This is a genomic window from Ghiorsea bivora (assembly GCF_000744415.1).
Classification (GTDB): Bacteria; Pseudomonadota; Zetaproteobacteria; order Mariprofundales; family Mariprofundaceae; genus Ghiorsea; species Ghiorsea bivora.
Map to the genome: position 1 here is coordinate 25,599 of NZ_JQLW01000001.1, position 20,032 is coordinate 45,630.

Consider the following 20,032-nt stretch of genomic DNA (forward strand, 5'->3'; position numbering starts at 1 on the left):
AAAAAGGTTAAAACATGAGCTCAATATTAAATGAAATCGCAGCCTACAAACGCGAATGGGTGAAAAGCTGTAAAAGCAAAGTCAGCGAACAGACTTTATTGTCTGAAGCCAAAGCCATTGCACCTTTGGATTATGCAGGTGCCTTGATTAAACGCATTGGCAACAAAGAAAATGCAGTGATTGCTGAAGTCAAAAAAGCTTCACCATCCAAGGGTATTATCCGTGAAGACTTTAACCCTGTATCCATCGCCAAGGCTTATGAGGCAGGCGGGGCAACATGTTTATCTGTGCTTACCGATGTGAAATATTTTCAGGGTGATGACCAATTCGTGTCTGATATTCGTGAAGCCGTAAACATCCCCATTTTACGTAAAGATTTTATGTTAGACCCTTATCAAATCATTGAAGCGCGCGCCATGGGTGCAAGTTGTATTCTATTAATTATGGCGATGATTGAAGATAGTTTAGCCCAAGAATTATGTGCAACCGCCAAAGAATTAGGCTTATCCGTATTGCCTGAAGTACATGATGCCAAAGAATTGGAACGCGCCATGGATTTAGACACCCCTCTACTTGGTATCAACAATCGCAATCTGCACACCTTTGATATTAGCTTGCAAACCACACTGGATTTATTGGCTGAAATCCCAAGTGAGCGTACCGTGATTACCGAATCGGGTATTTTCGCCCACGATGATATTCAAATGATGAATCAGCATGATGTGTATGGTTTTTTAGTCGGGGAATCTTTGATGCGCCAAGATGACCCAGAGCTGGCTTTAAGAACACTATTGGAAAGGTCTTTAATAAAATAGTTGAGAGGGAGACTTGCTCCCCCCCCTCTCAACTATAGTAAAACTTATTTCTTTCCTTTATTGTTAGGGTTCATTTGGCTACCCCTGTTACCTTGCGCTTTATCATATGCAGTATTAGTACCTGAAGTTCCTTTATTGCTGTTTTGTTGATTTGCAGAGTTATCTGAAGGTTTTGTCATAATTGACTCCTGTTATATAATTTATTCCCTACGGAATATTTAATGCAGCAGGGAATATAGGATCCAATGTAGACTTCGGAGTTACCATGTCAAGAAATTTCAATAACTCAACTGTTACCTTTCGTGCGATGCTTGGAAACTGTTTAAAGAACATACGACAACTAAAGCATATTGAGCAGGCATACATCGCTTCCCATGTAGGCATATCTCAATCCACTTGGTCAAAAATTGAACGTGGCGAAAGTTCCATATCAGTTTCCCAACTCGTGCAAGCTGCAAGATTATTTAATATTCAACCAAGTGACATTCTCCTAAATGTGGAAACACTCATAAGAGAACTTGAGTCGCAAGGTGTCCATATCGAGTATGAGAAAGTCGTAAATTCAAATAGTACTGCAACCTCCTTTGTTGGAGGAGCTGCATTAGGAGCTCTTATTACAGCTGTATTAATGAGTGACAAAAAATAATTATGCACAGTACCCCCCGCTCCATTCTCTCTTACCCCAAATATTGGGCAGCAGCCCATGAAAAACCTGCTTTTCAGTTACCCATGTGTAAAGCTGATATGGATAAACTGGGCTGGGATAGCTGCGATATTATTTTGGTTACGGGTGATGCTTATGTGGATTTACCCAGCTTTGGCATGGCGGTTGTTGGTAGAGCTTTGGAAGCCCAAGGTTTTCGCGTTGGCATTATTGCCCAGCCCAACTGGAAATCAGCCGATGAGTTTAGAGCATTGGGTAAACCCAACCTATTTTGGGGTGTAACAGCAGGTAATATGGACTCCATGGTTAATCGTTATACATCCGAGCGTAAGATTCGTTCGGATGATGCATATACCGTGGGTGATGTGGGCGGCAAACGCCCTGATAGAGCGGTCACTGTGTACGCACAACGCGTGCGTGAAGCCTTTAAAGGTGTACCCGTGGTGATCGGCGGCATTGAAGCCAGCTTACGGCGCATTGCCCATTATGATTACTGGTCGGACAAGGTTAGGCGCTCTGTGCTTATGGACTCCAAAGCGGATATTTTGGTCTATGGCAATGGCGAGCGGCAAATTATCGAAATAGCACATGCCCTTGGCGCAGGTAAAAACATCAAAGACTTAAAACATATTCGTGGCACTGCTGTGATGATGAACCAAGTACCTGATGGCTGGATTGAAATTCCTAGCACCGATGTAGATGAGGTGGGTCAACCTTTTCAGCACCCAAACCCCTATGCGATGACAGGCGCAGACAAAGCATGCGATGAAAAGCAACTGCATAGAGTACGTGAACAAGTGCAACCTGTATCCATTTTGGATATCAAACAACACCGTAATACCACGGTCATTCGAATGCCATCGTATGAAGCTTTGGTGGATGATGAAATTTTGTATGCTCATGCTTCCCGACTACTGCATTTGGAGACCAACCCTGGAAATGCGCGTGCTTTAATTCAACAGCATGGCAACCGCGAGGTGTGGATTAACCCACCCGCTATTCCACTTACCACAGAAGAGCTGGATAGCGTCTTTGATTTACCCTATTCAAGGCTGCCTTATATGGGTTATGGTGATATCAAAGCCAAAGAAAGCAAAATTCCTGCATATGAAATGATTAAAAACTCAGTCAACATTATGCGCGGCTGCTTTGGTGGCTGTACATTTTGCTCGATTACTGAACATGAAGGGCGAATTATCCAAAGCCGCTCTGAAAAATCTGTACTCAAAGAAGTGGAAGCCATACGCGATAAAACACCGAATTTTACGGGCGTGATTTCCGATTTGGGTGGACCAACGGCAAATATGTATAGACTCAAATGTAAGTCTGCTGAAATTGAAGCATCATGCCGCAAGCCATCTTGTGTATTCCCTGGTATTTGTAAAAACTTAGGTACTGATCATAACCCACTGATTCAATTGTATCGTAAAACACGCAACCTCAAAGGTATTAAACGCGTGTTTATTGCCTCGGGTTTACGTTATGACTTGGCAGTCGAGTCCCCTGAATATATCAAGGAATTGGTTACCCATCATGTGGGTGGTTATCTCAAAATTGCACCCGAACACACCGAAAATGCCCCATTGGACAAAATGATGAAACCTGGCATTGGCAGTTACGATAAATTTAAAACCTTGTTTGAGAAATACTCCAAAGAAGTTGGCAAAAAACAGTATTTAATCCCGTATTTTATCGCCGCTCACCCAGGCACTACCGATGAAGATATGCTCAATTTGGCACTATGGCTCAAGCAAAACAATTATAAGGCAGACCAAGTGCAAGCCTTTTTGCCATCTCCGATGAGCACCGCCGCAGCCATGTATCGGTCGGGGCGCAATCCGCTCAAAGCTATCAGCCGTGTTAAACCCCGATATAAAGAAGAAGTATTTGTACCCAAACGCAAAAAACAACGTGATTTACACAAGGCCTTCCTTAGATACCACGACAAAGATAACTGGCCTATGCTCAGGGATGCCCTGAAAAAAATGGGTCGTGCAGACCTCATTGGTAGCGGAGAACATCAATTGATTCCTGCATATCAATCTGCACCGCTCAAACAAGGTAGCCGTAAACAGGGCATAAGTTTTCGCACCCAACATAGCCGTGCAGAGCGCAAACCCAAACAACATCAATCCCGCCACCGAAAACGCAAGTAACAAAAAAAGACCTTATAAAGCTATGCCTTATAAGGTTAAGGTCTTAATATCATAACAGTAAGTTTTTAAGCCTGTTTACGTCTTAACAACAAACCCATAACCAACAAACCAAATGTCATCAAAAGTGGTGTAGATAATGAGCCTGAAACACAACCTTCTTCATCTTCTCCACCTCGAGGTGATCCTGCTCTAGGCACAATAGGTGTAGCTCTATCCACAACAATATTAACGCTAGCAGCATTGGGCAAACCACTCACTGTCACACTACCATCAGCATTAAAAGTTGCCGTGTTCATAAGTGTTGCTGTCGAGTTCGTAAAATCAACCATATACACTTTATCACCAGCATTCACTGCCCGATTAAAGTAAATAGTTGGTGTTGGTGTAACAGCCGTATTAATCAAGGGTGAAACTCCACCTGCAATGCTATGCCCGGCCGCAAGCGTGATACCTGCTTGCGTATAAATATCTGTGATTGCAGTTTCAGTAACCTGACCACCGCCCACAACCACTACAGTTGTTGATGCTGAACCTTCAGCTGTTTTCGCAAGCGTAAACGGTGACATCGTATTATAATTAAAATTCGTGCTACCCCCATTTACTTCTTGCGCATTGTTATAACCATCACCATCACTATCTGACAAAGCCAAACTTGCGCCACTGCGCCATGTAGCTGCCATGGGTAATACTGCATTGCCACCGCTGGGGCTACCTGAATGACATGCGCTGCAAGACACAGCTGCCCCATTACCCAACCCTGCATTCAATGACCCAACATATTGCGGCTGTGCCAATGCTGAAGTGTTTCCCAACACCAACATCAAACCTAAACCCAACACTTTTTTCATCGGTTATCTCCTACCAACACAAAACCCTAAAATTTTTACCGTAGTTTTTTTGTTTTATCAAATACTTTGTTTACGACGATTCACTAAACCCAGTGCTAGTAATCCACCAAACATCAGCAATGGCAATGTAGGAACGCCCGTGATACAACCACCAACGCCTGAGCCTTCACCATCATTTTCATTGTCGCCACCCAAATTTGGGAAGTTTATACCCGGTTGAAGCGTTGTTGGGGCAACAGGTATTGTTCGAACCACTGCAATTCTTGCAGGCGTAGATGTACCATTCGGCAATAATTTAATTTGCACACCGCCATTAGGGGCAATCGCCCAACCTGTTGCTGCAATAGGTGTATTGGTTTGTGCATAAGTATCAATGACATACACCATTGTTGCCATATCAGGTGCGCCAGCCTTAAACAATAGCGTGACGGGTGTAATTGCCGAAGGCGTAGCATAAATATCCACAGCAACACCTGCTGTTACCGTTGCCCCACCCATCACTTCTTTACCCGCTGGAATTGTAATTCCTGCTTGGGCATAAATATCTGTAATCGCAAACTCAGTGGCTTGCGTATCACCTTGCACAAACACGTTAGGCAACTTCACATCATTCGTTGTAGCAACAGCTTTGGTAAATGGTGTAACCAACTTATTATTAAAATCCAGTGATGTACCGCTGGCTTCTTGTACATTGGTAAAACCATCTTGATCACTATCTGTTGTTCCCAACGGTAGTCGAGCTGCTTGAGTTAAACCCATAGGCAATGTAATGGTTGCACGGCTTGGTGCCACTGCAGGATAACCCGCATGGCAAGCTTCACATGATAACCCTGTTGTTCCCAAAGCTGTGTTTAAGGGGGAAACATATTGTGCCAACGCACTTGCAGTTGTTGACATACTCAAAAGCCCGCCTGCCACAGCCAGGGCTTGTATCCATTTGATATTCATCTATAACCTCACATTTTATTTGAATAACGCATGGCTATAAAAGCAGCTATTCTTTGCCGTGCGTTAAATCACAATACTTATAAGATTAACGTTTGCGTCGAACCACAAAACCCAAACTTAACATTGCCAAAAACATCATCAACGGAGTGGATAGAGAGCTTGCAACGCAGCCAGTTAAAGATGCTGTACCAACAGGTGTTGGTGCCGAAAAAGTCCAATTAGGGTTCACACCACCGTAATTAGTCGCATATTTTATATCAAGTGCATCCCAACCTGCTTGTGTGCTAGGACCCGCTTGGCTGCTACCACCCTGGGCTTTCCAATCGACACCTAGTGTAGTAGTAACACCTGGGGTTCCCGTGTGGCAAGATGTACAAGTAGCTGGATTAATGTAATGTGCATTAAATGCGTTGTAAGCACCTATATTCGCACTTGCAACTGTAGAACCAATACTGAGTACGCCCAATAAAGAAGCCATCATTATATTTTTTTTCATCTGATTCCTCCATGAATATGTAAAACTGTGTAAAAAAAGCCTCTTGAAATAAGTATATTCCAAGAGGCTTGTTCTTACATACTAAAACTTAGTCTTTTTTGCGACGAACAAAAAAGCCCAAAGACAACATTGCCAATACCATCATTAATGGTGTTGTTAATGATGAAGTCACGCAACCGCCACCTGATGAACTAGCTGCTGTAGTAGTTACCACAATGTCAGTAGGCGCTGCCAATGTGCCATTGCCCGCTGGTGCATTACCTGCCGCAATTTGCGCACCATTCAACACACCATCAGCATCAGCATCCATACCATCAAGAGTTGCCCAGTTAGGCATATAGGCAGTCTTAGCCCCACCAGCGGTTTTAAAGTTTGCACCAAAGGCGTTTAGTGTGCCAGTCGTCGCATTAGTTGTATGGCATAATGCACATGAAGTTACCGTGGTACCATAGTTAACATTGAAGTTAGACAACGCTAGAGGTTGAGCACTAACTATAGTTCCACCCATGGTTAATGCACCTGCAATGGCTGCTGTTGTTACAATCTTTTTCAAATTCATATCTTCTCTCCTATCTTTCCTCTATAGCAAAAAACTAAACATTTATATTAGCTATATGATGCACAACATATGTGATGCCCCGCACATAGCTAATCACCAATATCACTCCAGTAGCCATAATTCGGAATCAGAATCGTGTCATCATCAAATATACCCTTATCAATCGCTCTATGGCAAGCATTACAGTTGATTAAAGACTTCACCTTGGGATTATTTTTAACATATTTATCAGGTAAATTCTTATGTTTACGTTTGATGTATGGCACTTCCGTAATACGTAACGGTGTTACACCCTCGGGGATTGAGCGAACGATTTTGGTTGAGCGTTTATAAATGGAGGTATCTGCAGCATTATCCACCAGAAATTTAAGCACTTCAACGCGGTCTTCCTCATCCAGCTCTGCATTTTCACCAAAATGGTCTTCCAACTCATCAGGCAACATGAGTTTTTCCCAAGAACGTTTGGGTAATAAACCAGGGTAATATGCATAATGACATTCTGAACAGCTATCATTGTACAAATCATTCATGACTGGTTTTACACCCTTGAAGCGAAAAAGATTCTCAAAGATATTTTCTGCATATGCCTGACTAGAAAAACCAACAATAGCCATCACTAATAATATTTTTTTCATCTGTGAACTCTCTTATTTTATTCTTATATTACTTAAAACTTTTGAAAAACGCCAAGAAATTACCTTTTTCTTGGGCAGTACACTCACGACCATAAGTCCATTTACAGTTGCGTTTAAACCATTTTTTGATTTTCTTCGCTTCCGAAAAACGTGGCACTTGTTCGCCCTTACGGTTAACACTCACCCCTGAAAGTGTCATGGGAGCAATTTCTTTACCCGTCTTGGCATGTTTGCCAGGCTTGGTTAAATCCACGCCATGACAAGTTGCACAGCTTCTATCTTTCATCATTTCACCTTTATGCTCAAAAGGCATAACCTTGGTCCACATTTTTTTGCCTGCTTCAGCGCTAAAGTTAGAAGCGCCTTCGGCTTCAAATTTTGCCATCATTTCAGGAATAGCACTGCCACCTTCTGCTGCATATCCAACGGTGTTTCCCACCAGCGGTGTCATCCATAAAGCAGCCGCTAACATCAATGTTTTTTTCATGGGTCTATCTCCTTATACCTTTATTTATTATTTGTTTACCAGGTTAATGCAATGCCTGTAATCATCGCCGCACTACCTAAAATACCATAAGACGCATGGTCTGTGCTCACTGAACCACTATTGGTATTGTAGTCGCTCACGGCACTGTTCACCGCCAAGTAATAACCAATCACACCAAGTGTTCCCAATAGTACATGCAGATTATCTCGGTCTAACAAGCCATCTTCCAAATGAAAGTCATCCCAGTGTGTCCACAGACCTGTGCCGATCGCCAATGCACCAAGCTGCCAAGCTGCTTTTGCCGCCACAACATGCACATTACTTTTTAAATTTGCTGAGCCATTATCTTTTGAAACAGAGTCCGCCGTCAAACCTGTAATCCCAGCCAACCCCATTGATGCCAAACCCAAATACATATGCGTTTGGTTAAGTGTAATCACTGGTTTTTCAAAAGCTGAGTCGGGAATATTTGGCACCACTGAGTGACTCGAGGCTGAGACCACATTATTATCAGCAAGCAAAAACTCTGTATGCATATCCTCAATATTTAAGTTTAAATCAGCCAATAAAATATTGTTTTTTGTATCTTGTGCTGCTGCTGTTGTTATACATGCAAACACCATTGCTAACATTGCTATCGGTCGAACAATAAAATGCATAGATCATCCTTTTTCTAAATTTTTTTATTATGTTTTATACAAGGTCACGAACTCTAATGAGCAAAACCCTCGCCAAGCAAGTTTTAGTTTATGTGATATACATCACTTTGTGTGTAGACACTCAAAAACCACTTGCCCTTCTTGGATATACGCAACTTCCCCCGCACCAATATCTGTTGCCCCAATTTCAAAGTATTGCGCTTGAATGCTCTGCGATAGCTCTTAGGCACAGTTACCGTCAACTTACCAAGCTCAAATCGCCAACCATTTTTCTCTACTTTTGTGACAACACCATGAATTAAACGAAACTGACCCAATAAACCAGTGCGCAATTGCTTGGGTGTTATCACGCGCCAGCGCTTATGTCCCCACATCTTTCGCTTGGCTGCAATGGCTTTTTGCTCTATCCGCAACAACTTCTTTGCTGCACTTATATTCGGCGCAAAGGTATACACATGTGCCAAGCCTTGCTCCACCAAAGCTGCATTTACCCACAAGCCATTTCGCAGATATACATGCGCCAATGTGCGCCCATATTTATCTTTCTTTTCTTTATCAAAAGTAAGGCGAACTTGTTTGCCTGCAATCAAAGTAATCAGCGCATTTTTGGCTTGTTGACCAAAGGGTTGGGCAGAGCTGGTATCGTGCTGTATTTCAGGCGTGTTGATGCCCAACAAACGAATCTTTTCACCTTGGATTGTTTTAAACGTATCCCCATCCACGACCCTATCCACGGTCACCCATCTATTGTACGTAATCCAAGATAATGAACCTGCAAAACCTGGCTGTATAAATAAAAACAGCACACATAATACAATTCCATGACGTGTCAAACCACGCACATCAAATACGTAAACTTCCCACCAAATCTTGATAGGCTTCCAGCTTATGTTTGGTAAGGTAGTCCGACAAAGCATGCAATACTTTGCGACACAATAGCGGGTCATAAAACAACCCTGTACCCAAACCCAAAGCTGAGGCACCAGTGATCGCAAATTCCAAGGCATCTTTGGGTGTGGTTAAACCACCCTGCCCTAAAATTGGGATATTGTGCTGATCAGCAACCGCGCGCGTTTGATGAATTTTCCAAAGTGCTACAGGTTTAATCGCAGGCCCTGAAAGACCACCTGAAATATTACCAATCACAGGTGTTCGACTTTCGACATCGACAGCCATACCTACCAATGTGTTAATTACCGATAAACCATCCGTGCCTGCTTCTATGCAAAGGCGAGCTGTCTCTGCAATATCCGCGTTATTTGGGGATAGCTTGGTAATCAAAGGTTTGGATGTTTGCGCCCGCATCACTTCCACCACTTTGGCAGCCATACAAGGGTCATTACCAAAATGTACACCACCCTCTTTCACATTGGGACACGAAATATTAATTTCAATTGCCGTCACAGGTGAATCATCGTACATGGCTGCCACTTCGGCATAATCATCAAGTGTTGAACCGTTGGCATTTGCCCAGAATTGGGTGTCCTCATGCGGCAAATGGGGCAACACTTCATCAATCACATAACGTGTACCTGGGTTTTGTAAACCAATCGCATTCAACATGCCCGATGGTGTTTCATACACCCGGTGCGGTGCATTACCCATACGCGGCTCAACGGTTGTACCTTTAAGAATCACTGCGCCCACATCTTTGTTAGAAAAACCTTCAATACGCGTGTATTCCTCACCAAACCCTACACATCCCGATAATAGCACCAATGGTGTTTGTAACTTTAACCCTGCAAATTCAACACTTAAATCAGGTGTAGATACACTCATCTGTCTACCTCTATCGCTTCATACGCAGACACATGTAAACTTGGGCTTATGTGTTTTGCCATCGTATCAATACACCCATGCATTTGGCCTTTTAAATGATATATCATGTTACTTTTTTCCTTTTTGCGGCAAATAAACTCGAACAGCAGCTGGCACCAATGCGTTCACATCGCCGCCCATGCTCGAAATTTCGCGAATAAAACTGGATGAAACAAAGGTATATTCTTCACGTGCCATCACAAAAACCGATTCAATGTCTGCATCCAACTTACGATTCATTGCAGCCAATTGAAATTCATATTCAAAATCTGATGCGGCGCGTAAACCACGCAAAATAGCAGTGGCTTGGTGTGTCTGTGCCAAATTGACCAATAAACCATCAAAACTTAAGGTTTGGATACGATTTTCATTGGTAAATGTTGCATTCACCATATCCAATCGCGTTTGCACATCAAACATTGGGCTTTTTTTAGGGTTATCTGCAACTGCAATAATCACCTTATCAAAAAGTTTTAACCCACGTTGTACAACATCCACATGCCCCATGGTTATCGGGTCAAATGTGCCTGGATAAATAGCTGTTTTCATCATGGTGTTTCGGTATTGGCAGCAAAAAAATACAATGTTGTTTCACTGTATTTGCGCGTTTGAACGGGAAAAATATCTTGTTTCCATTGCAAACGTGAGCGTGATGATTCTTCAATCACCAAATTTTCATAAGTTATGCCTTGTTTGGCTAACCATGTGGGTATTTGCGCAGCAAGCCCTGTGTTGTAAGGTGGGTCAGCAAAAATAAAGTCAAAATATTGCCCTGCAGGTAAAGCCTTGGGCAATGAAGCAGATTGAATACGCCATCCTTCAATACCCCATGATTCTTCAATCACCTTCATGGCTTGGCAGGCAGTCCTATCGGATTCGATACTAAGCACACTACTTGCACCACGCGATAAGGCTTCAAGCCCAATCACCCCACTACCTGCAAACAAATCCAATACCGATGCATCATGCAAATCACCAAGAATATTAAACAATGCTTCACGCACCCGTGAAGGTGTTGGGCGCAAACCTTCTATATCAGGCACACGCATCGTGCGCCCACGCATATCTCCAGCTGTAATTCGCACTTTAAATTAAGGTGTTACCACTTGCGTTCAAACGAGCCAAGATTCTTTTTCAGAATCGCCAAAGCATTATCATCGCCAGGCGATAAATCATCACAGGTAAAACCAATATCTACCGCAATGTTTTGCTCTGTTTCAGGCCAAACCAAAGATAAGTCCCACTCTTGATTTAAACGCTCAGCCCAAGTTTTCGCTTTTTCAGCCTTCACATTGGGCAACAAAGCAGCAAACCGACCTTGCCCCATATCTGCGACCACATCATAAGAACGTGTTTTCTCACGAATTAAGCTACCCGCTTCTCTTGCCGCACTTTCAGCAAACCAATCGGCATGACCGCGCACCAGAGATACATAGTTGCCAATGCCAATCACCACCAAACTCAATGGCTGCTGAGCTGCACGACAGCGATCAACCTCTTGATTAAACCGCTGATAAAAATACTGCTCTGTTTCAAGGTCTGTAACAGGGTTGCGGTAAAAATATTGCTCCAACCGCTCGCTGCGCATCAATGCTGTATTCACCCGAGCAATCAGCTGCATAGGAGTCACGGGTTTCACCAAATAGTCATCTACACCCAAGGTTAACCCTTTAACTTGATCATCAATTTCATCCAACACAGAAAGAAAGACAAATGGTGTCAGGTTAAAACTTTTGTCCGCTCGAATTTCTCTGTATAATCCCCAACCATCCAAATTAGGCATCATAATATCGGTTAAAATCAAATCTACATGACGGCTACGCAAAATATTTAAGGCATCTTCACCATCTTCAGCTTCCAAGACACGAAAACCACCTTGTTGTAAAAAGTGGCTGGTTACATCACGACTGGTATTGGAATCTTCAACCACTAATACTGTCTTCATTTTTCCCTCACCTTGCCCATGACATCACTTGTTTTGCTATTGTACCCCATCAGGGCCAACCAAAACACGCTTCCAATCTTTGGGCTGTAAATATTGTTTTGCCACCCGTTTAACATCTGCAAGTGTGACTGAACTCACGCTTTTCGTCCAGTTTTGCAAATAATTCAAAGGGCGTTTATATACCCCCATCATGGCCAACAGACCTGCCCGCTCCCGATTAGAATCCATACGCTGTGCAAAGCTACCCATCAGATTTCGCTTGCTTTTATTCAAGTCTGTTTGACTAATATGCCCATCAGCTAAATCTTTCAACACATCTCGCAACACCGCCTCTGCTTCAGCAGCTTGGTTTGCCTTGGTTAACAAACGTATGGTGTACGCACCATTGGTCTCTAACGGTTGAAAGAATGAATATACACCATACACAAGCCCACGTTTTTCACGAATCTCCTCCATCAACCGAGAGCCAAACCCACCGCCGCCCAACATATGGTTTAACACCAACAAAGCCTTGTAATCACGATGATGACGCGATGGGCCAAGCCGCACCCACTCAACCAAAGCTTGATGTTTATCTAATGTTACAAACGCTGATTGTTGCGCACTGGGTTGGGGTGACTTGATATCAGAGAAAACATGCACAGGTTTACCTTGCCAAACATTTAAATACGGTTTTAGAGCCGCAACCAACGCATCCATCGTAATGTCACCACTGACTGCCAACACCGCACCGTTCGGTTTCACTTGTTGCTGGTACACCTGCTGTAAGTCTTTCAAATGGATACGCTTCAACGACTGCACATCACCCGACACAGCATGTCCATAAGGGTGGTTGGGAAACAATAGTTTATTCACTTCTTCAGCCGCATAAGTTGTGGCCTCTTCTCTTGCTTTGGTGACTGCTGAAATAGCATTTTGCTGTAAAAATTCAAATCTTTGCTGATTCCAACCCGGCTGCAATACCGCTTCTGACAACGCCTGCACACCTTCATCCAAAGCCTCGCGCAAAACCGTGAGCGAAAAAGACATGGTATCTTTATCCACGCCACTAGCCAAACGAATCGCTGCATCATCCAACTTGGCTGCCCATGCTTGATCATCATGTTTTTGTGTATGGTCAGTAAGCATGGCTGACAATAGTGCTGCTGAACCCGCCTTACCTTTCGCATCAAAACGGCTGCCCGCTGGCACGACCAATTTCATCGCCACCATGGGCACATTGTGTGCTTCTATCAATAAAATATTTAACCCATTATCCAGTATTTTTTGTTGTACCACAGGTGCTGCAACGGCTTGACTGCTCACCAATAAACCTAAACAAAACATCCAAACTTTCATCATTATGCCCCCTTTCTTGCTACGTTATGTTTCGGTTGCAATATACCCGTGGTGGCACGATTGGGTTTCAACCAACGTGCAATAACATCACGCACATCTTCAGGTTTGACGGCACGAATCAAATCCAACCATTTATCTTGTTGTGCCGCACCAATGCCTACTGTTTCTAAAATACCAATATGCTTAGCGCGTAGGTATAAAGAGTCTTGTGCAAACACTGCATTGGCAATCAAGCTACGTTTGGCTGCTGCAAAACGACGTGCATTCGGTAAATGTTTGCCCATATCACTAATCAGTGCCCAGAAGTTGGTTTCAAACGTCGCCACGTTTTGCCCAATACCAAGCGCACCATAGGCATACCATAAATCCAGCCCCATTGTAAATGGGTCATAACCTGCTCCCACCCCTGCCGCAGAACGCTGCTCATTAACCAACACCTGATGTAATACTGCTGATTTTCCACCAGCCAAAATCTCTGTCGCCAAAGCTAAAGCTGCCGCTTCTTTATCATTCTGACCGGGCACCCAAGAAGGCACGGGCAACGTGAAAGCAACCATAGGTAATTGAGCTGGAAGCTCTACAATCACCCGTTTTGCACCCAAAGGCTCTGGCTCCGTGGGATTGAACCTTGGTTCAACAGCTCTTTTTTTCATCTTGCCAAAGGTTTTACCCACAACCTTTTTAACCTGCTTAAAGTCCACATCACCCACCACCACAACTGTCACATTGGCTGATACATAATGTTTATTGTAAAAGGCTCTTACATCATCAATGGTTAATGCTTGTAAATCCTGCATCCAACCAATCACAGGGTTGCGATATGGGTGTAAACGCAGCGATGCAGCGGATAACTCTTCAAACATACGCGAATTAGCATCATCTTCAGTGCGCATCCTGCGTTCTTCCATAATCACTTTAATTTCGCTCTGAAAATCTTTGTCCCTCAGTTTAAGATTAGCGAAACGTTCGGCTTCCATCTTTAAAACACGGTTAACTTCGGCTGCAGGCACAGTCTCAAAATACGCCGTATAATCCGTGGATGTAAAGGCATTATCATTGCCGCCCATGGCTGAGATGATTTTAGAGTATTCACCTGCCGCCAATTTTTTAGAACCTTTAAACATCATATGTTCAAACACATGTGCCAGCCCCGTTTTACCTGGCACCTCATCACGCCCACCCACTTTAAGCCAAACCTGCACCATGGCCACTGGTGCAGAATGGTCCTCTTCTACAATAAGTTTGACACCATTGTTAAAACTTGCCTGTTGTAATTCCGCCTGTGCAGTTGTCGCAAAACTCAGAAAAAATACAGTGATCCATAATAATTTTCGCATCAACAATAACTCCAGCCTTAAAATTTGAATCTGAAAGCTAACCTATGCTTTCATGAAGGTTAAGCATTCTGAAAAAACAGCGATGAATAGAAGATGAAGAAAATTCGTGAACAGCAAGCCGCCGTCGCCATTGGTTATGATACCCAAACCCATGCTGCACCAAAAGTGTTAGCCTCAGGTTATGGTGAGGTTGCCAAAGCAATCCTCAATTTAGCCAAAGAAAATAACATACATATTCATAATGACACCCAGCTTGCACAACTCTTAGCACAAGTGCCTGTTGGACAAGAAATCCCCGAAGAAGCATACCAACTGGTTGCTGAGCTCCTTGCCTTTCTCTACAACATGGATCAAAAAATGGGCAAACCTACGCCACCATAGCAGGTTGGTTATATCACCCACTTCAGTGATTCAGCAGCTATAAACCACTTATACGCCAGAAACATTGCGCACTAAACTACCCCTCATTTAGCAGTTGTTTTGTATTTGGATTAACTCAACCGCGTTACCATCAAAATCATAAAAGAAAATTGCCTCACGACCTGACTTACTTTGCGTATAGACTATATCATTGTGTTCAAGTTTCATTTTAATGGCTTCAAGATTGGAAACAGACAAGGCAAAGTGACGATAACGTCCACCATGTTTAGGTTTTATACTTGCTGAATCTGGATTATCCAACAGCATAATATGCAGCTGCTGCCCACCACCCAAACTATAAAACAACCCAGCAAAATTGAGGTCTGGGCGAATATCTTGTTCTAAACCCAATATATCGCCATACACTAACTTCGCCTTAAGCAAGTCGGAAACGATGATAGCCACATGATGAAAAGCAGTGCTCATACATCCATCCTACGAATCAAGTCTTTGGTCGACACCACTTTATCGATAAAAAGAATACCGTCCAGATGGTCGATTTCATGTTGAATCACCCGCGCTTCAAAAGCTTTGGTAGACAGTTCATGTACTTGCCCATCTAAACCCTGATAGCGCACAGTAATCCGCCTCGCCCGTGGTACAGTACCCACCCATTCAGGCACAGACAAACAGCCTTCACGCCCCAAGGCTTCGCCATCGTGTTCAATGATTTCAGGGTTCACCATAATTAAACGACCATGGTTTTTATTTTTATGTAAACCCAAGGAGCAATCCACAATAATAATACGCTGCAACACCCCCAACTGTGGAGCCGCAATACCTACACCGCCAGCACCCGCCAACATCGCCGCTTCCAAGCGCCTCACAACATCATGCAGCTTGGCATCAAACTGGGTAACAGGTAATGATTTTTTCCGCAACCGTTCATCAGGCAAAGTAAGCAATTCATACATGGGTAAAGTTTACATCACCCCATCATCAAGCGAATGCACCTCAATGGATACACCAAGCTTATCTGCAACCACTTTAAGCTTATCAGATAAACCTTGCAGATGCTCACCCACAACCACTTCCAACGCCATCATATACACCCCACTACGCTCACGCGTGGATACATCGGCAATGGACACATCCATATTCGCCAACGCATCAGTCACTGCAAACACAATACCCGACTGGTCTGCACCACTGACCGTAATCACGCAATCAGGCTCTTGCGGAATCAAGCTTGCTTCATCATCGCTCAACACTTGTGATTGCACGCTTAAACCTGTGCGTTGCTCTAATGCTGCGAGCGAAGCTTTTAGGGCTGTAACATCACCACCTGCTGCCAATTCCACAATCAACATCATGGTAAACCGCCCACGCAGCACCGCCATGGATGAATCTTCAATATTTGCTTGCGCATGAAGCAGCACTTCACTCACATCTCGTACAATACCTGCTCTGTCTTTTCCTGAAATGGATAATAAAATAGACTGTTTCATGTTTGCACCTCGTTTACTTTTAGTGGGAAACCCCATCCTTACGCATCACTTTGATAAAGGTTAACCACAAAATATAAATATCAAAGAAAAATGATTGTTTATCACTGTATTCCACATCCAAATCTACCTTCTGCGGAATCGGAAGCTCATCGCGCCCGTTGACCTGCGCCCAACCAGTCAAACCTGGCACAAGCTGATGCACACCCTTTTCTGTGCGTAGGGAAACCAAGTCATCTTGATTAAACAAAGCAGGGCGCGGCCCCACAAAACTCATGTCCCCTTTCAAAATACACCACAGTTGCGGCAACTCATCCAAACTTGATTTCCGCAAGAAATCACCAATCGGTGTAAGCACACTTTTAGGGTCTTGCAGCAAATGTGTCGCAACAGCTGGTGTATCCACCTTCATACTACGAAACTTGGGCATCTTAAATATTCGGTTATCTTTGCCTACCCTGTCCGACCAATACAGCGCAGGCCCTTTGGATGTTAAACGCACAGCCATTGCCACCAAAATAATCGGCACAAGCAAAATTGCCGATGCAATCAAAGCGAGAGTGAAATCAAATAGTCTTTTCATGCGACTCCCCCCCTCCCATGAGCTTATTCATTTAGCATCATAATTTGATTTAACCGTTCACAAACCACGCGAAAAAGAGATTGCTCCAACATGCCTAAAGGATGGGGCTTCGCTCGTCTTGCACGCCAATCAAATGATTTGGGTTGATGACAAAGCACATAGCCAACTTTATTTGCCTTAGCTTTTCCCACTGCTACGGCAAAGGGGTTATCCGCATTGTATGCTGCGCTTGTCATCGGCAAACCAATGACCAAAGATGTTTTATCATTAAAATTTTGTGGGCTTAGCACTAAAAATGGATGCATATCCCTCATTTCACGACCAGCCTGTGGGTTACAGTCCATCCAAATCACTTCTTTTCTTGATGGTATCCAATGCTTAGCTGGCTTCACCACTTCTCAGCACCCAAATGTTCTTCAACACTCATCACTTCGCCACCATGCCTAGCTCGGTCAAACTTTTCTAACCGCTGCTCCAGCGTTAAAGAGGCTTGTTCAACAGGCGTGATAATAACCTTATCGTCGATAACCGACACTTTAACTTTTTGGTCATTATGCAAATGTGCTTCACGGGCAATCACTGCAGGCAAACGAACACCCAAACTGTTTCCCCACTTTTTAATATCTAGCATGACTTCTTTCATAAGCTGACTCCTAAGCACGCACGTTTAAACATAAGTTTAAACATAGAGGCAGGGTTATGCAAGGATTTTTACTTCCTAAGATATGGATAAACAGTTTTCTTTAACTGTTTATCCATCGTTACTACAGGCTGCCAGCCCAATAACTCGCGTGCCTTACTGCTGTCCACTTGCAACGAACCAAACAACCGCTCTGCTACATCTTCTTTGCCCACAAGTTTGGCTGCAAATGTCATTAAACTTACAGGCACCGGAATAAGGCGCGCAGGTTTACCCAAAGCTTTGCCAATTTCTTGCAATAACTCGGTGGTTGAAACATCTTCACCATCTGAAACCAAGAAGGTTTCATTGGCTGCCTTGGGGTGTGTCGTACACAGCACAATAAAGTCCACCAAATTATCCAACGCAACTAAACTACGTTGATTATGCACCGCGCCCAAAGGCAAGGGAACACCCTTATCTACCGTTTCAATCAGTTTTCTAAAGTTCGCCTTCACGTTTGGACCATAAATCAACGGTGGACGAATCACGACTACTTCCATACCTGTTTCCTGCGACAGCCTGAATAAACCTTGTTCAGCTTCAAGCTTGGATAATCCGTAAGGGTCAGTCGTTTGATAGATATCATCTGGCAAAAAAGGTGGCTTACCCGTTGTGGTTTCACCATTTACTTTAATCGAACTGATAAATACAAATCGCTTCACACCTGCATCAGCAGCCTGCCTTGCTAAGTTCAATGTGCCATGTACGTTCACTTTGCGAAACTCAGCCAAAGGGTCTACTGAATCATCATCCATCACATGTACACGCGCAGCAGTATGCACCACAACATCCATATGTTTCACTGCACCGGTGTAATCGGTGTCTACTGTCAAATCACCAACGATGACCTGCTTCACTTCTTCAGAAAACATATCACTTGGCTTACGAACAGCGGCATAAACATGCCCTTGCTCACTGAATCGTTGAACCACCGCTGAACCAACAAAACCCGTTGCTCCTGTAACCAAAACATTCATGATACTGATTTCTGCATGTGTTGTTCCAATTTTTGAACCAAGTATTCCCTATCAAAGTGAACAAGGTAATATTCTCGCGCTGCTTTCCCCATTTGAGCTCGCTCATCTGCTGAAAGCTTACTCATGTTTAAAACATATTGAGCAAAACCATGCTCATCCCCTGAATCCACACAGTAACCCGCACCACTCTCTTGAATGACAGTTTGCCCAGAGCCATTAAGAGCACCAATAATAGGCTTACCACATGCCAAATACGATTGAACTTTACCTGGAATGGTTGTTGCCATTACTGGGTCATCTCTAAGTGTTACCAACATCACATCTGCCAGTGAAAAATAGGCTGGCATGGTTTCCATTGCTTTCCGCCCAAGCACCTTAACCTTTGTCAGAGCTTGTTCAGAAACTTCTTTCTCTAACCATTCTCGCCTTCGCCCATCACCCAAAAAGACCCAATAAATATTTTCATCTTTTAATTGCTTCGCAGCTTCAACAATCGTTTCCAACGATTGCGCGGAGCCTAAGTTTCCTGCAAACATCGCCACAAAACCATCACTTGGCACTTCTTCTCGCTCTTTTGCATGAGAAGGTAGTGTTATAGGCTGATATAAAGCCTCAGCCCAATTCGGAAAGTAATAAACTTTCTCCTCTTCTGCCCCTGCTACAACCGCAGGTTTGATAAAACCTTTGGATTGCACCAAAATAATGTCGCAATGTTTATAAATCCAACGCACCAACCGCCCAACAGCCGATAATATTTTAGGTGATTGAACTGCCCCAGTGGCAGAAAGTGTTTCAGGCCATAAGTCTTGAACCCAAAAGAAGTGTTGGGCTGACTTCAGCTTTGCCATCAAAATTGCAGGGATACCAACGGTGACGGGTGAGACTTCAAAGGTAAGAACAACATCAAAAGATTGCTTGCGTAACATCCAAGGAGCTAACAAGCAGGCAAAGAAAACAAACGACAAATAATTTAAAGCCAACTGCCAACCTTTACTTTCCCGCCGCGCAAAAAGAGGAACGCGTACAACAGGAATACCATCCATGTTGTCTCTGCGCTTTGACCACCATGTATACCCATCATACACCTTTCCCGCTGGATAGTTTGGTATACCTGTGAGCACAGCAACATCATGCCCTTTTTCTTTTAGAGCGAGCGCCAAATCATTAATACGAAAGCTTTCTGGCCAGAAATACTGTGATACAATTAAAACTTTCAATGC

27 protein-coding genes are annotated in these 20,032 nt (G+C 43.5%); 4 read left to right on the top strand and 23 right to left on the bottom strand.

Translation table 11 applies throughout. The annotated features are described in order from the left end of the window. Window positions 1-14: 14 nt before the first annotated feature. Complete coding sequence (trpC, locus tag DM09_RS00115; RefSeq protein WP_038246505.1) at window positions 15-815, top strand: indole-3-glycerol phosphate synthase TrpC; 801 nt, start codon at window positions 15-17, stop codon at window positions 813-815. A gap of 44 nt (window positions 816-859) precedes the next feature. Here trpC and DM09_RS11755 read toward each other — a convergent pair whose 3' ends face one another. Beyond that, the gene (locus DM09_RS11755) at window positions 860-994 is read right to left on the bottom strand and encodes a hypothetical protein (protein ID WP_269764219.1); all 135 of its coding nucleotides are present in this window, start codon (window positions 992-994) and stop codon (window positions 860-862) included. An 86-nt stretch (window positions 995-1,080) separates the two neighbouring features. On the opposite strand from DM09_RS11755, the gene DM09_RS00120 reads away from it, so the two are divergent. Continuing rightward, window positions 1,081-1,461, top strand: a complete 381-nt coding sequence (locus tag DM09_RS00120; RefSeq protein ID WP_038246508.1) for a helix-turn-helix domain-containing protein — start codon at window positions 1,081-1,083, stop codon at window positions 1,459-1,461. Window positions 1,462-1,463: 2 nt separating this feature from the next. Then, window positions 1,464-3,635 (top strand): YgiQ family radical SAM protein, encoded by a 2,172-nt coding sequence (locus DM09_RS00125; RefSeq protein ID WP_038246510.1) that lies wholly within the window; start codon window positions 1,464-1,466, stop codon window positions 3,633-3,635. A gap of 65 nt (window positions 3,636-3,700) precedes the next feature. Here the strand turns inward: DM09_RS00125 and DM09_RS00130 are convergent, their stop codons facing one another. The 14 genes from DM09_RS00130 to DM09_RS00195 all read right to left on the bottom strand — a co-directional run bounded on the left by DM09_RS00130 (window position 3,701) and on the right by DM09_RS00195 (window position 14,705). Continuing rightward, a complete protein-coding gene (locus DM09_RS00130) occupies window positions 3,701-4,483 on the bottom strand; it encodes a hypothetical protein (RefSeq protein WP_038246512.1) in 783 nt (260 codons plus the stop codon). A gap of 57 nt (window positions 4,484-4,540) precedes the next feature. Continuing rightward, a complete protein-coding gene (locus DM09_RS00135; protein WP_038246515.1) occupies window positions 4,541-5,431 on the bottom strand; it encodes a hypothetical protein in 891 nt (296 codons plus the stop codon). A gap of 85 nt (window positions 5,432-5,516) precedes the next feature. After that, the gene (locus DM09_RS00140; protein WP_038246518.1) at window positions 5,517-5,927 is read right to left on the bottom strand and encodes a hypothetical protein; all 411 of its coding nucleotides are present in this window, start codon (window positions 5,925-5,927) and stop codon (window positions 5,517-5,519) included. An 88-nt stretch (window positions 5,928-6,015) separates the two neighbouring features. Beyond that, window positions 6,016-6,486 (bottom strand): hypothetical protein, encoded by a 471-nt coding sequence (locus tag DM09_RS00145; protein WP_038246520.1) that lies wholly within the window; start codon window positions 6,484-6,486, stop codon window positions 6,016-6,018. Window positions 6,487-6,575: 89 nt separating this feature from the next. After that, the gene (locus DM09_RS00150; protein ID WP_051937832.1) at window positions 6,576-7,121 is read right to left on the bottom strand and encodes a diheme cytochrome c; all 546 of its coding nucleotides are present in this window, start codon (window positions 7,119-7,121) and stop codon (window positions 6,576-6,578) included. Window positions 7,122-7,149: 28 nt separating this feature from the next. Then, window positions 7,150-7,608 (bottom strand): DUF1924 domain-containing protein, encoded by a 459-nt coding sequence (locus DM09_RS00155; protein WP_051937834.1) that lies wholly within the window; start codon window positions 7,606-7,608, stop codon window positions 7,150-7,152. A gap of 35 nt (window positions 7,609-7,643) precedes the next feature. Beyond that, window positions 7,644-8,267, bottom strand: coding sequence for a hypothetical protein (locus DM09_RS10920; protein WP_051937836.1), 624 nt, complete (start codon window positions 8,265-8,267; stop codon window positions 7,644-7,646). Window positions 8,268-8,350: 83 nt separating this feature from the next. Beyond that, window positions 8,351-9,100, bottom strand: a complete 750-nt coding sequence (locus DM09_RS00165; protein WP_157753567.1) for a thermonuclease family protein — start codon at window positions 9,098-9,100, stop codon at window positions 8,351-8,353. Between the two features lie 10 nt (window positions 9,101-9,110). Then, window positions 9,111-10,046: a dihydroorotate dehydrogenase gene (locus DM09_RS00170; RefSeq protein WP_038246524.1), complete on the bottom strand. Its 936-nt coding sequence runs from the start codon at window positions 10,044-10,046 to the stop codon at window positions 9,111-9,113. A 108-nt stretch (window positions 10,047-10,154) separates the two neighbouring features. Then, entirely contained in the window at window positions 10,155-10,637 is a 483-nt protein-coding gene (gene coaD / locus DM09_RS00175; protein ID WP_038246527.1) for a pantetheine-phosphate adenylyltransferase, read from the bottom strand. Then, window positions 10,634-11,170, bottom strand: coding sequence for a 16S rRNA (guanine(966)-N(2))-methyltransferase RsmD (gene rsmD, locus DM09_RS00180; RefSeq protein ID WP_051937837.1), 537 nt, complete (start codon window positions 11,168-11,170; stop codon window positions 10,634-10,636). Before rsmD ends, coaD begins: the two co-directional genes overlap by 4 nt. Before the next feature lie 14 nt (window positions 11,171-11,184). Beyond that, window positions 11,185-12,030 (bottom strand): response regulator, encoded by an 846-nt coding sequence (locus tag DM09_RS00185; protein WP_038246530.1) that lies wholly within the window; start codon window positions 12,028-12,030, stop codon window positions 11,185-11,187. Between the two features lie 36 nt (window positions 12,031-12,066). Then, window positions 12,067-13,371 carry a M16 family metallopeptidase gene (locus tag DM09_RS00190; RefSeq protein ID WP_232507705.1) on the bottom strand — a complete coding sequence of 435 codons (1,305 nt, stop codon included), beginning with the start codon at window positions 13,369-13,371 and terminating at the stop codon, window positions 12,067-12,069. Next, window positions 13,371-14,705, bottom strand: coding sequence for a M16 family metallopeptidase (locus DM09_RS00195; protein ID WP_038246532.1), 1,335 nt, complete (start codon window positions 14,703-14,705; stop codon window positions 13,371-13,373). The genes DM09_RS00190 and DM09_RS00195 overlap by 1 nt, the downstream gene beginning before the upstream one ends. Window positions 14,706-14,798: 93 nt before the next feature. Between DM09_RS00195 and DM09_RS00200 the strand changes: the two genes are divergently transcribed. Then, window positions 14,799-15,086 carry an EscU/YscU/HrcU family type III secretion system export apparatus switch protein gene (locus DM09_RS00200; protein WP_038246533.1) on the top strand — a complete coding sequence of 96 codons (288 nt, stop codon included), beginning with the start codon at window positions 14,799-14,801 and terminating at the stop codon, window positions 15,084-15,086. Window positions 15,087-15,173: 87 nt separating this feature from the next. Here DM09_RS00200 and DM09_RS00205 read toward each other — a convergent pair whose 3' ends face one another. The 8 genes from DM09_RS00205 to DM09_RS00240 all read right to left on the bottom strand — a co-directional run bounded on the left by DM09_RS00205 (window position 15,174) and on the right by DM09_RS00240 (window position 20,029). Continuing rightward, window positions 15,174-15,551, bottom strand: coding sequence for a VOC family protein (locus tag DM09_RS00205; RefSeq protein WP_038246535.1), 378 nt, complete (start codon window positions 15,549-15,551; stop codon window positions 15,174-15,176). Then, window positions 15,548-16,039, bottom strand: a complete 492-nt coding sequence (gene def / locus DM09_RS11450) for a peptide deformylase (protein WP_038246536.1) — start codon at window positions 16,037-16,039, stop codon at window positions 15,548-15,550. The genes DM09_RS00205 and def overlap by 4 nt, the downstream gene beginning before the upstream one ends. A gap of 9 nt (window positions 16,040-16,048) precedes the next feature. After that, the gene (locus tag DM09_RS11455; RefSeq protein WP_038246538.1) at window positions 16,049-16,573 is read right to left on the bottom strand and encodes a glycine cleavage system protein R; all 525 of its coding nucleotides are present in this window, start codon (window positions 16,571-16,573) and stop codon (window positions 16,049-16,051) included. Window positions 16,574-16,592: 19 nt separating this feature from the next. Beyond that, the gene (locus DM09_RS00220; RefSeq protein WP_038246540.1) at window positions 16,593-17,153 is read right to left on the bottom strand and encodes a sugar transferase; all 561 of its coding nucleotides are present in this window, start codon (window positions 17,151-17,153) and stop codon (window positions 16,593-16,595) included. A 23-nt stretch (window positions 17,154-17,176) separates the two neighbouring features. After that, window positions 17,177-17,548 (bottom strand): type II toxin-antitoxin system PemK/MazF family toxin, encoded by a 372-nt coding sequence (locus tag DM09_RS00225; protein WP_038246542.1) that lies wholly within the window; start codon window positions 17,546-17,548, stop codon window positions 17,177-17,179. Beyond that, the gene (locus DM09_RS00230; protein WP_038246543.1) at window positions 17,542-17,796 is read right to left on the bottom strand and encodes an AbrB/MazE/SpoVT family DNA-binding domain-containing protein; all 255 of its coding nucleotides are present in this window, start codon (window positions 17,794-17,796) and stop codon (window positions 17,542-17,544) included. The genes DM09_RS00225 and DM09_RS00230 overlap by 7 nt, the downstream gene beginning before the upstream one ends. Window positions 17,797-17,864: 68 nt before the next feature. Continuing rightward, window positions 17,865-18,812 (bottom strand): UDP-glucose 4-epimerase family protein, encoded by a 948-nt coding sequence (locus DM09_RS00235; protein ID WP_038246546.1) that lies wholly within the window; start codon window positions 18,810-18,812, stop codon window positions 17,865-17,867. Then, on the bottom strand, window positions 18,809-20,029 hold the full coding sequence (locus tag DM09_RS00240; RefSeq protein WP_038246549.1) for a glycosyltransferase family 4 protein: 1,221 nt from the start codon (window positions 20,027-20,029) through the stop codon (window positions 18,809-18,811). Before DM09_RS00240 ends, DM09_RS00235 begins: the two co-directional genes overlap by 4 nt. Window positions 20,030-20,032 lie beyond the last annotated feature (3 nt).

Excerpts from the sequence above, each read along its gene's own strand:
- DM09_RS00200 (WP_038246533.1), top strand. The coding sequence starts at position 14,799 with ATGAAGAAAATTCGTGAACAGCAAGCCGCCGTCGCCATTGGTTATGAT.
- DM09_RS00130 (WP_038246512.1), bottom strand. The coding sequence starts at position 4,483 with ATGAAAAAAGTGTTGGGTTTAGGTTTGATGTTGGTGTTGGGAAACACT.
- def (WP_038246536.1), bottom strand. The coding sequence starts at position 16,039 with ATGTATGAATTGCTTACTTTGCCTGATGAACGGTTGCGGAAAAAATCA.
- DM09_RS00185 (WP_038246530.1), bottom strand. The coding sequence starts at position 12,030 with ATGAAGACAGTATTAGTGGTTGAAGATTCCAATACCAGTCGTGATGTA.
- trpC (WP_038246505.1), top strand. The coding sequence starts at position 15 with ATGAGCTCAATATTAAATGAAATCGCAGCCTACAAACGCGAATGGGTG.
- DM09_RS00205 (WP_038246535.1), bottom strand. The coding sequence starts at position 15,551 with ATGAGCACTGCTTTTCATCATGTGGCTATCATCGTTTCCGACTTGCTT.
- DM09_RS00170 (WP_038246524.1), bottom strand. The coding sequence starts at position 10,046 with ATGAGTGTATCTACACCTGATTTAAGTGTTGAATTTGCAGGGTTAAAG.
- DM09_RS00120 (WP_038246508.1), top strand. The coding sequence starts at position 1,081 with ATGTCAAGAAATTTCAATAACTCAACTGTTACCTTTCGTGCGATGCTT.
- DM09_RS00125 (WP_038246510.1), top strand. The coding sequence starts at position 1,464 with ATGCACAGTACCCCCCGCTCCATTCTCTCTTACCCCAAATATTGGGCA.
- coaD (WP_038246527.1), bottom strand. The coding sequence starts at position 10,637 with ATGATGAAAACAGCTATTTATCCAGGCACATTTGACCCGATAACCATG.
- DM09_RS00135 (WP_038246515.1), bottom strand. The coding sequence starts at position 5,431 with ATGAATATCAAATGGATACAAGCCCTGGCTGTGGCAGGCGGGCTTTTG.
- DM09_RS00235 (WP_038246546.1), bottom strand. The coding sequence starts at position 18,812 with ATGAATGTTTTGGTTACAGGAGCAACGGGTTTTGTTGGTTCAGCGGTG.
- DM09_RS00150 (WP_051937832.1), bottom strand. The coding sequence starts at position 7,121 with ATGAAAAAAATATTATTAGTGATGGCTATTGTTGGTTTTTCTAGTCAG.
- DM09_RS11755 (WP_269764219.1), bottom strand. The coding sequence starts at position 994 with ATGACAAAACCTTCAGATAACTCTGCAAATCAACAAAACAGCAATAAA.
- DM09_RS00140 (WP_038246518.1), bottom strand. The coding sequence starts at position 5,927 with ATGAAAAAAAATATAATGATGGCTTCTTTATTGGGCGTACTCAGTATT.
- DM09_RS00195 (WP_038246532.1), bottom strand. The coding sequence starts at position 14,705 with ATGCGAAAATTATTATGGATCACTGTATTTTTTCTGAGTTTTGCGACA.
- DM09_RS00230 (WP_038246543.1), bottom strand. The coding sequence starts at position 17,796 with ATGAAAGAAGTCATGCTAGATATTAAAAAGTGGGGAAACAGTTTGGGT.
- DM09_RS00220 (WP_038246540.1), bottom strand. The coding sequence starts at position 17,153 with ATGAAAAGACTATTTGATTTCACTCTCGCTTTGATTGCATCGGCAATT.
- DM09_RS00145 (WP_038246520.1), bottom strand. The coding sequence starts at position 6,486 with ATGAATTTGAAAAAGATTGTAACAACAGCAGCCATTGCAGGTGCATTA.
- DM09_RS10920 (WP_051937836.1), bottom strand. The coding sequence starts at position 8,267 with ATGCATTTTATTGTTCGACCGATAGCAATGTTAGCAATGGTGTTTGCA.
- DM09_RS00190 (WP_232507705.1), bottom strand. The coding sequence starts at position 13,371 with ATGATGAAAGTTTGGATGTTTTGTTTAGGTTTATTGGTGAGCAGTCAA.
- DM09_RS00155 (WP_051937834.1), bottom strand. The coding sequence starts at position 7,608 with ATGAAAAAAACATTGATGTTAGCGGCTGCTTTATGGATGACACCGCTG.
- DM09_RS11455 (WP_038246538.1), bottom strand. The coding sequence starts at position 16,573 with ATGAAACAGTCTATTTTATTATCCATTTCAGGAAAAGACAGAGCAGGT.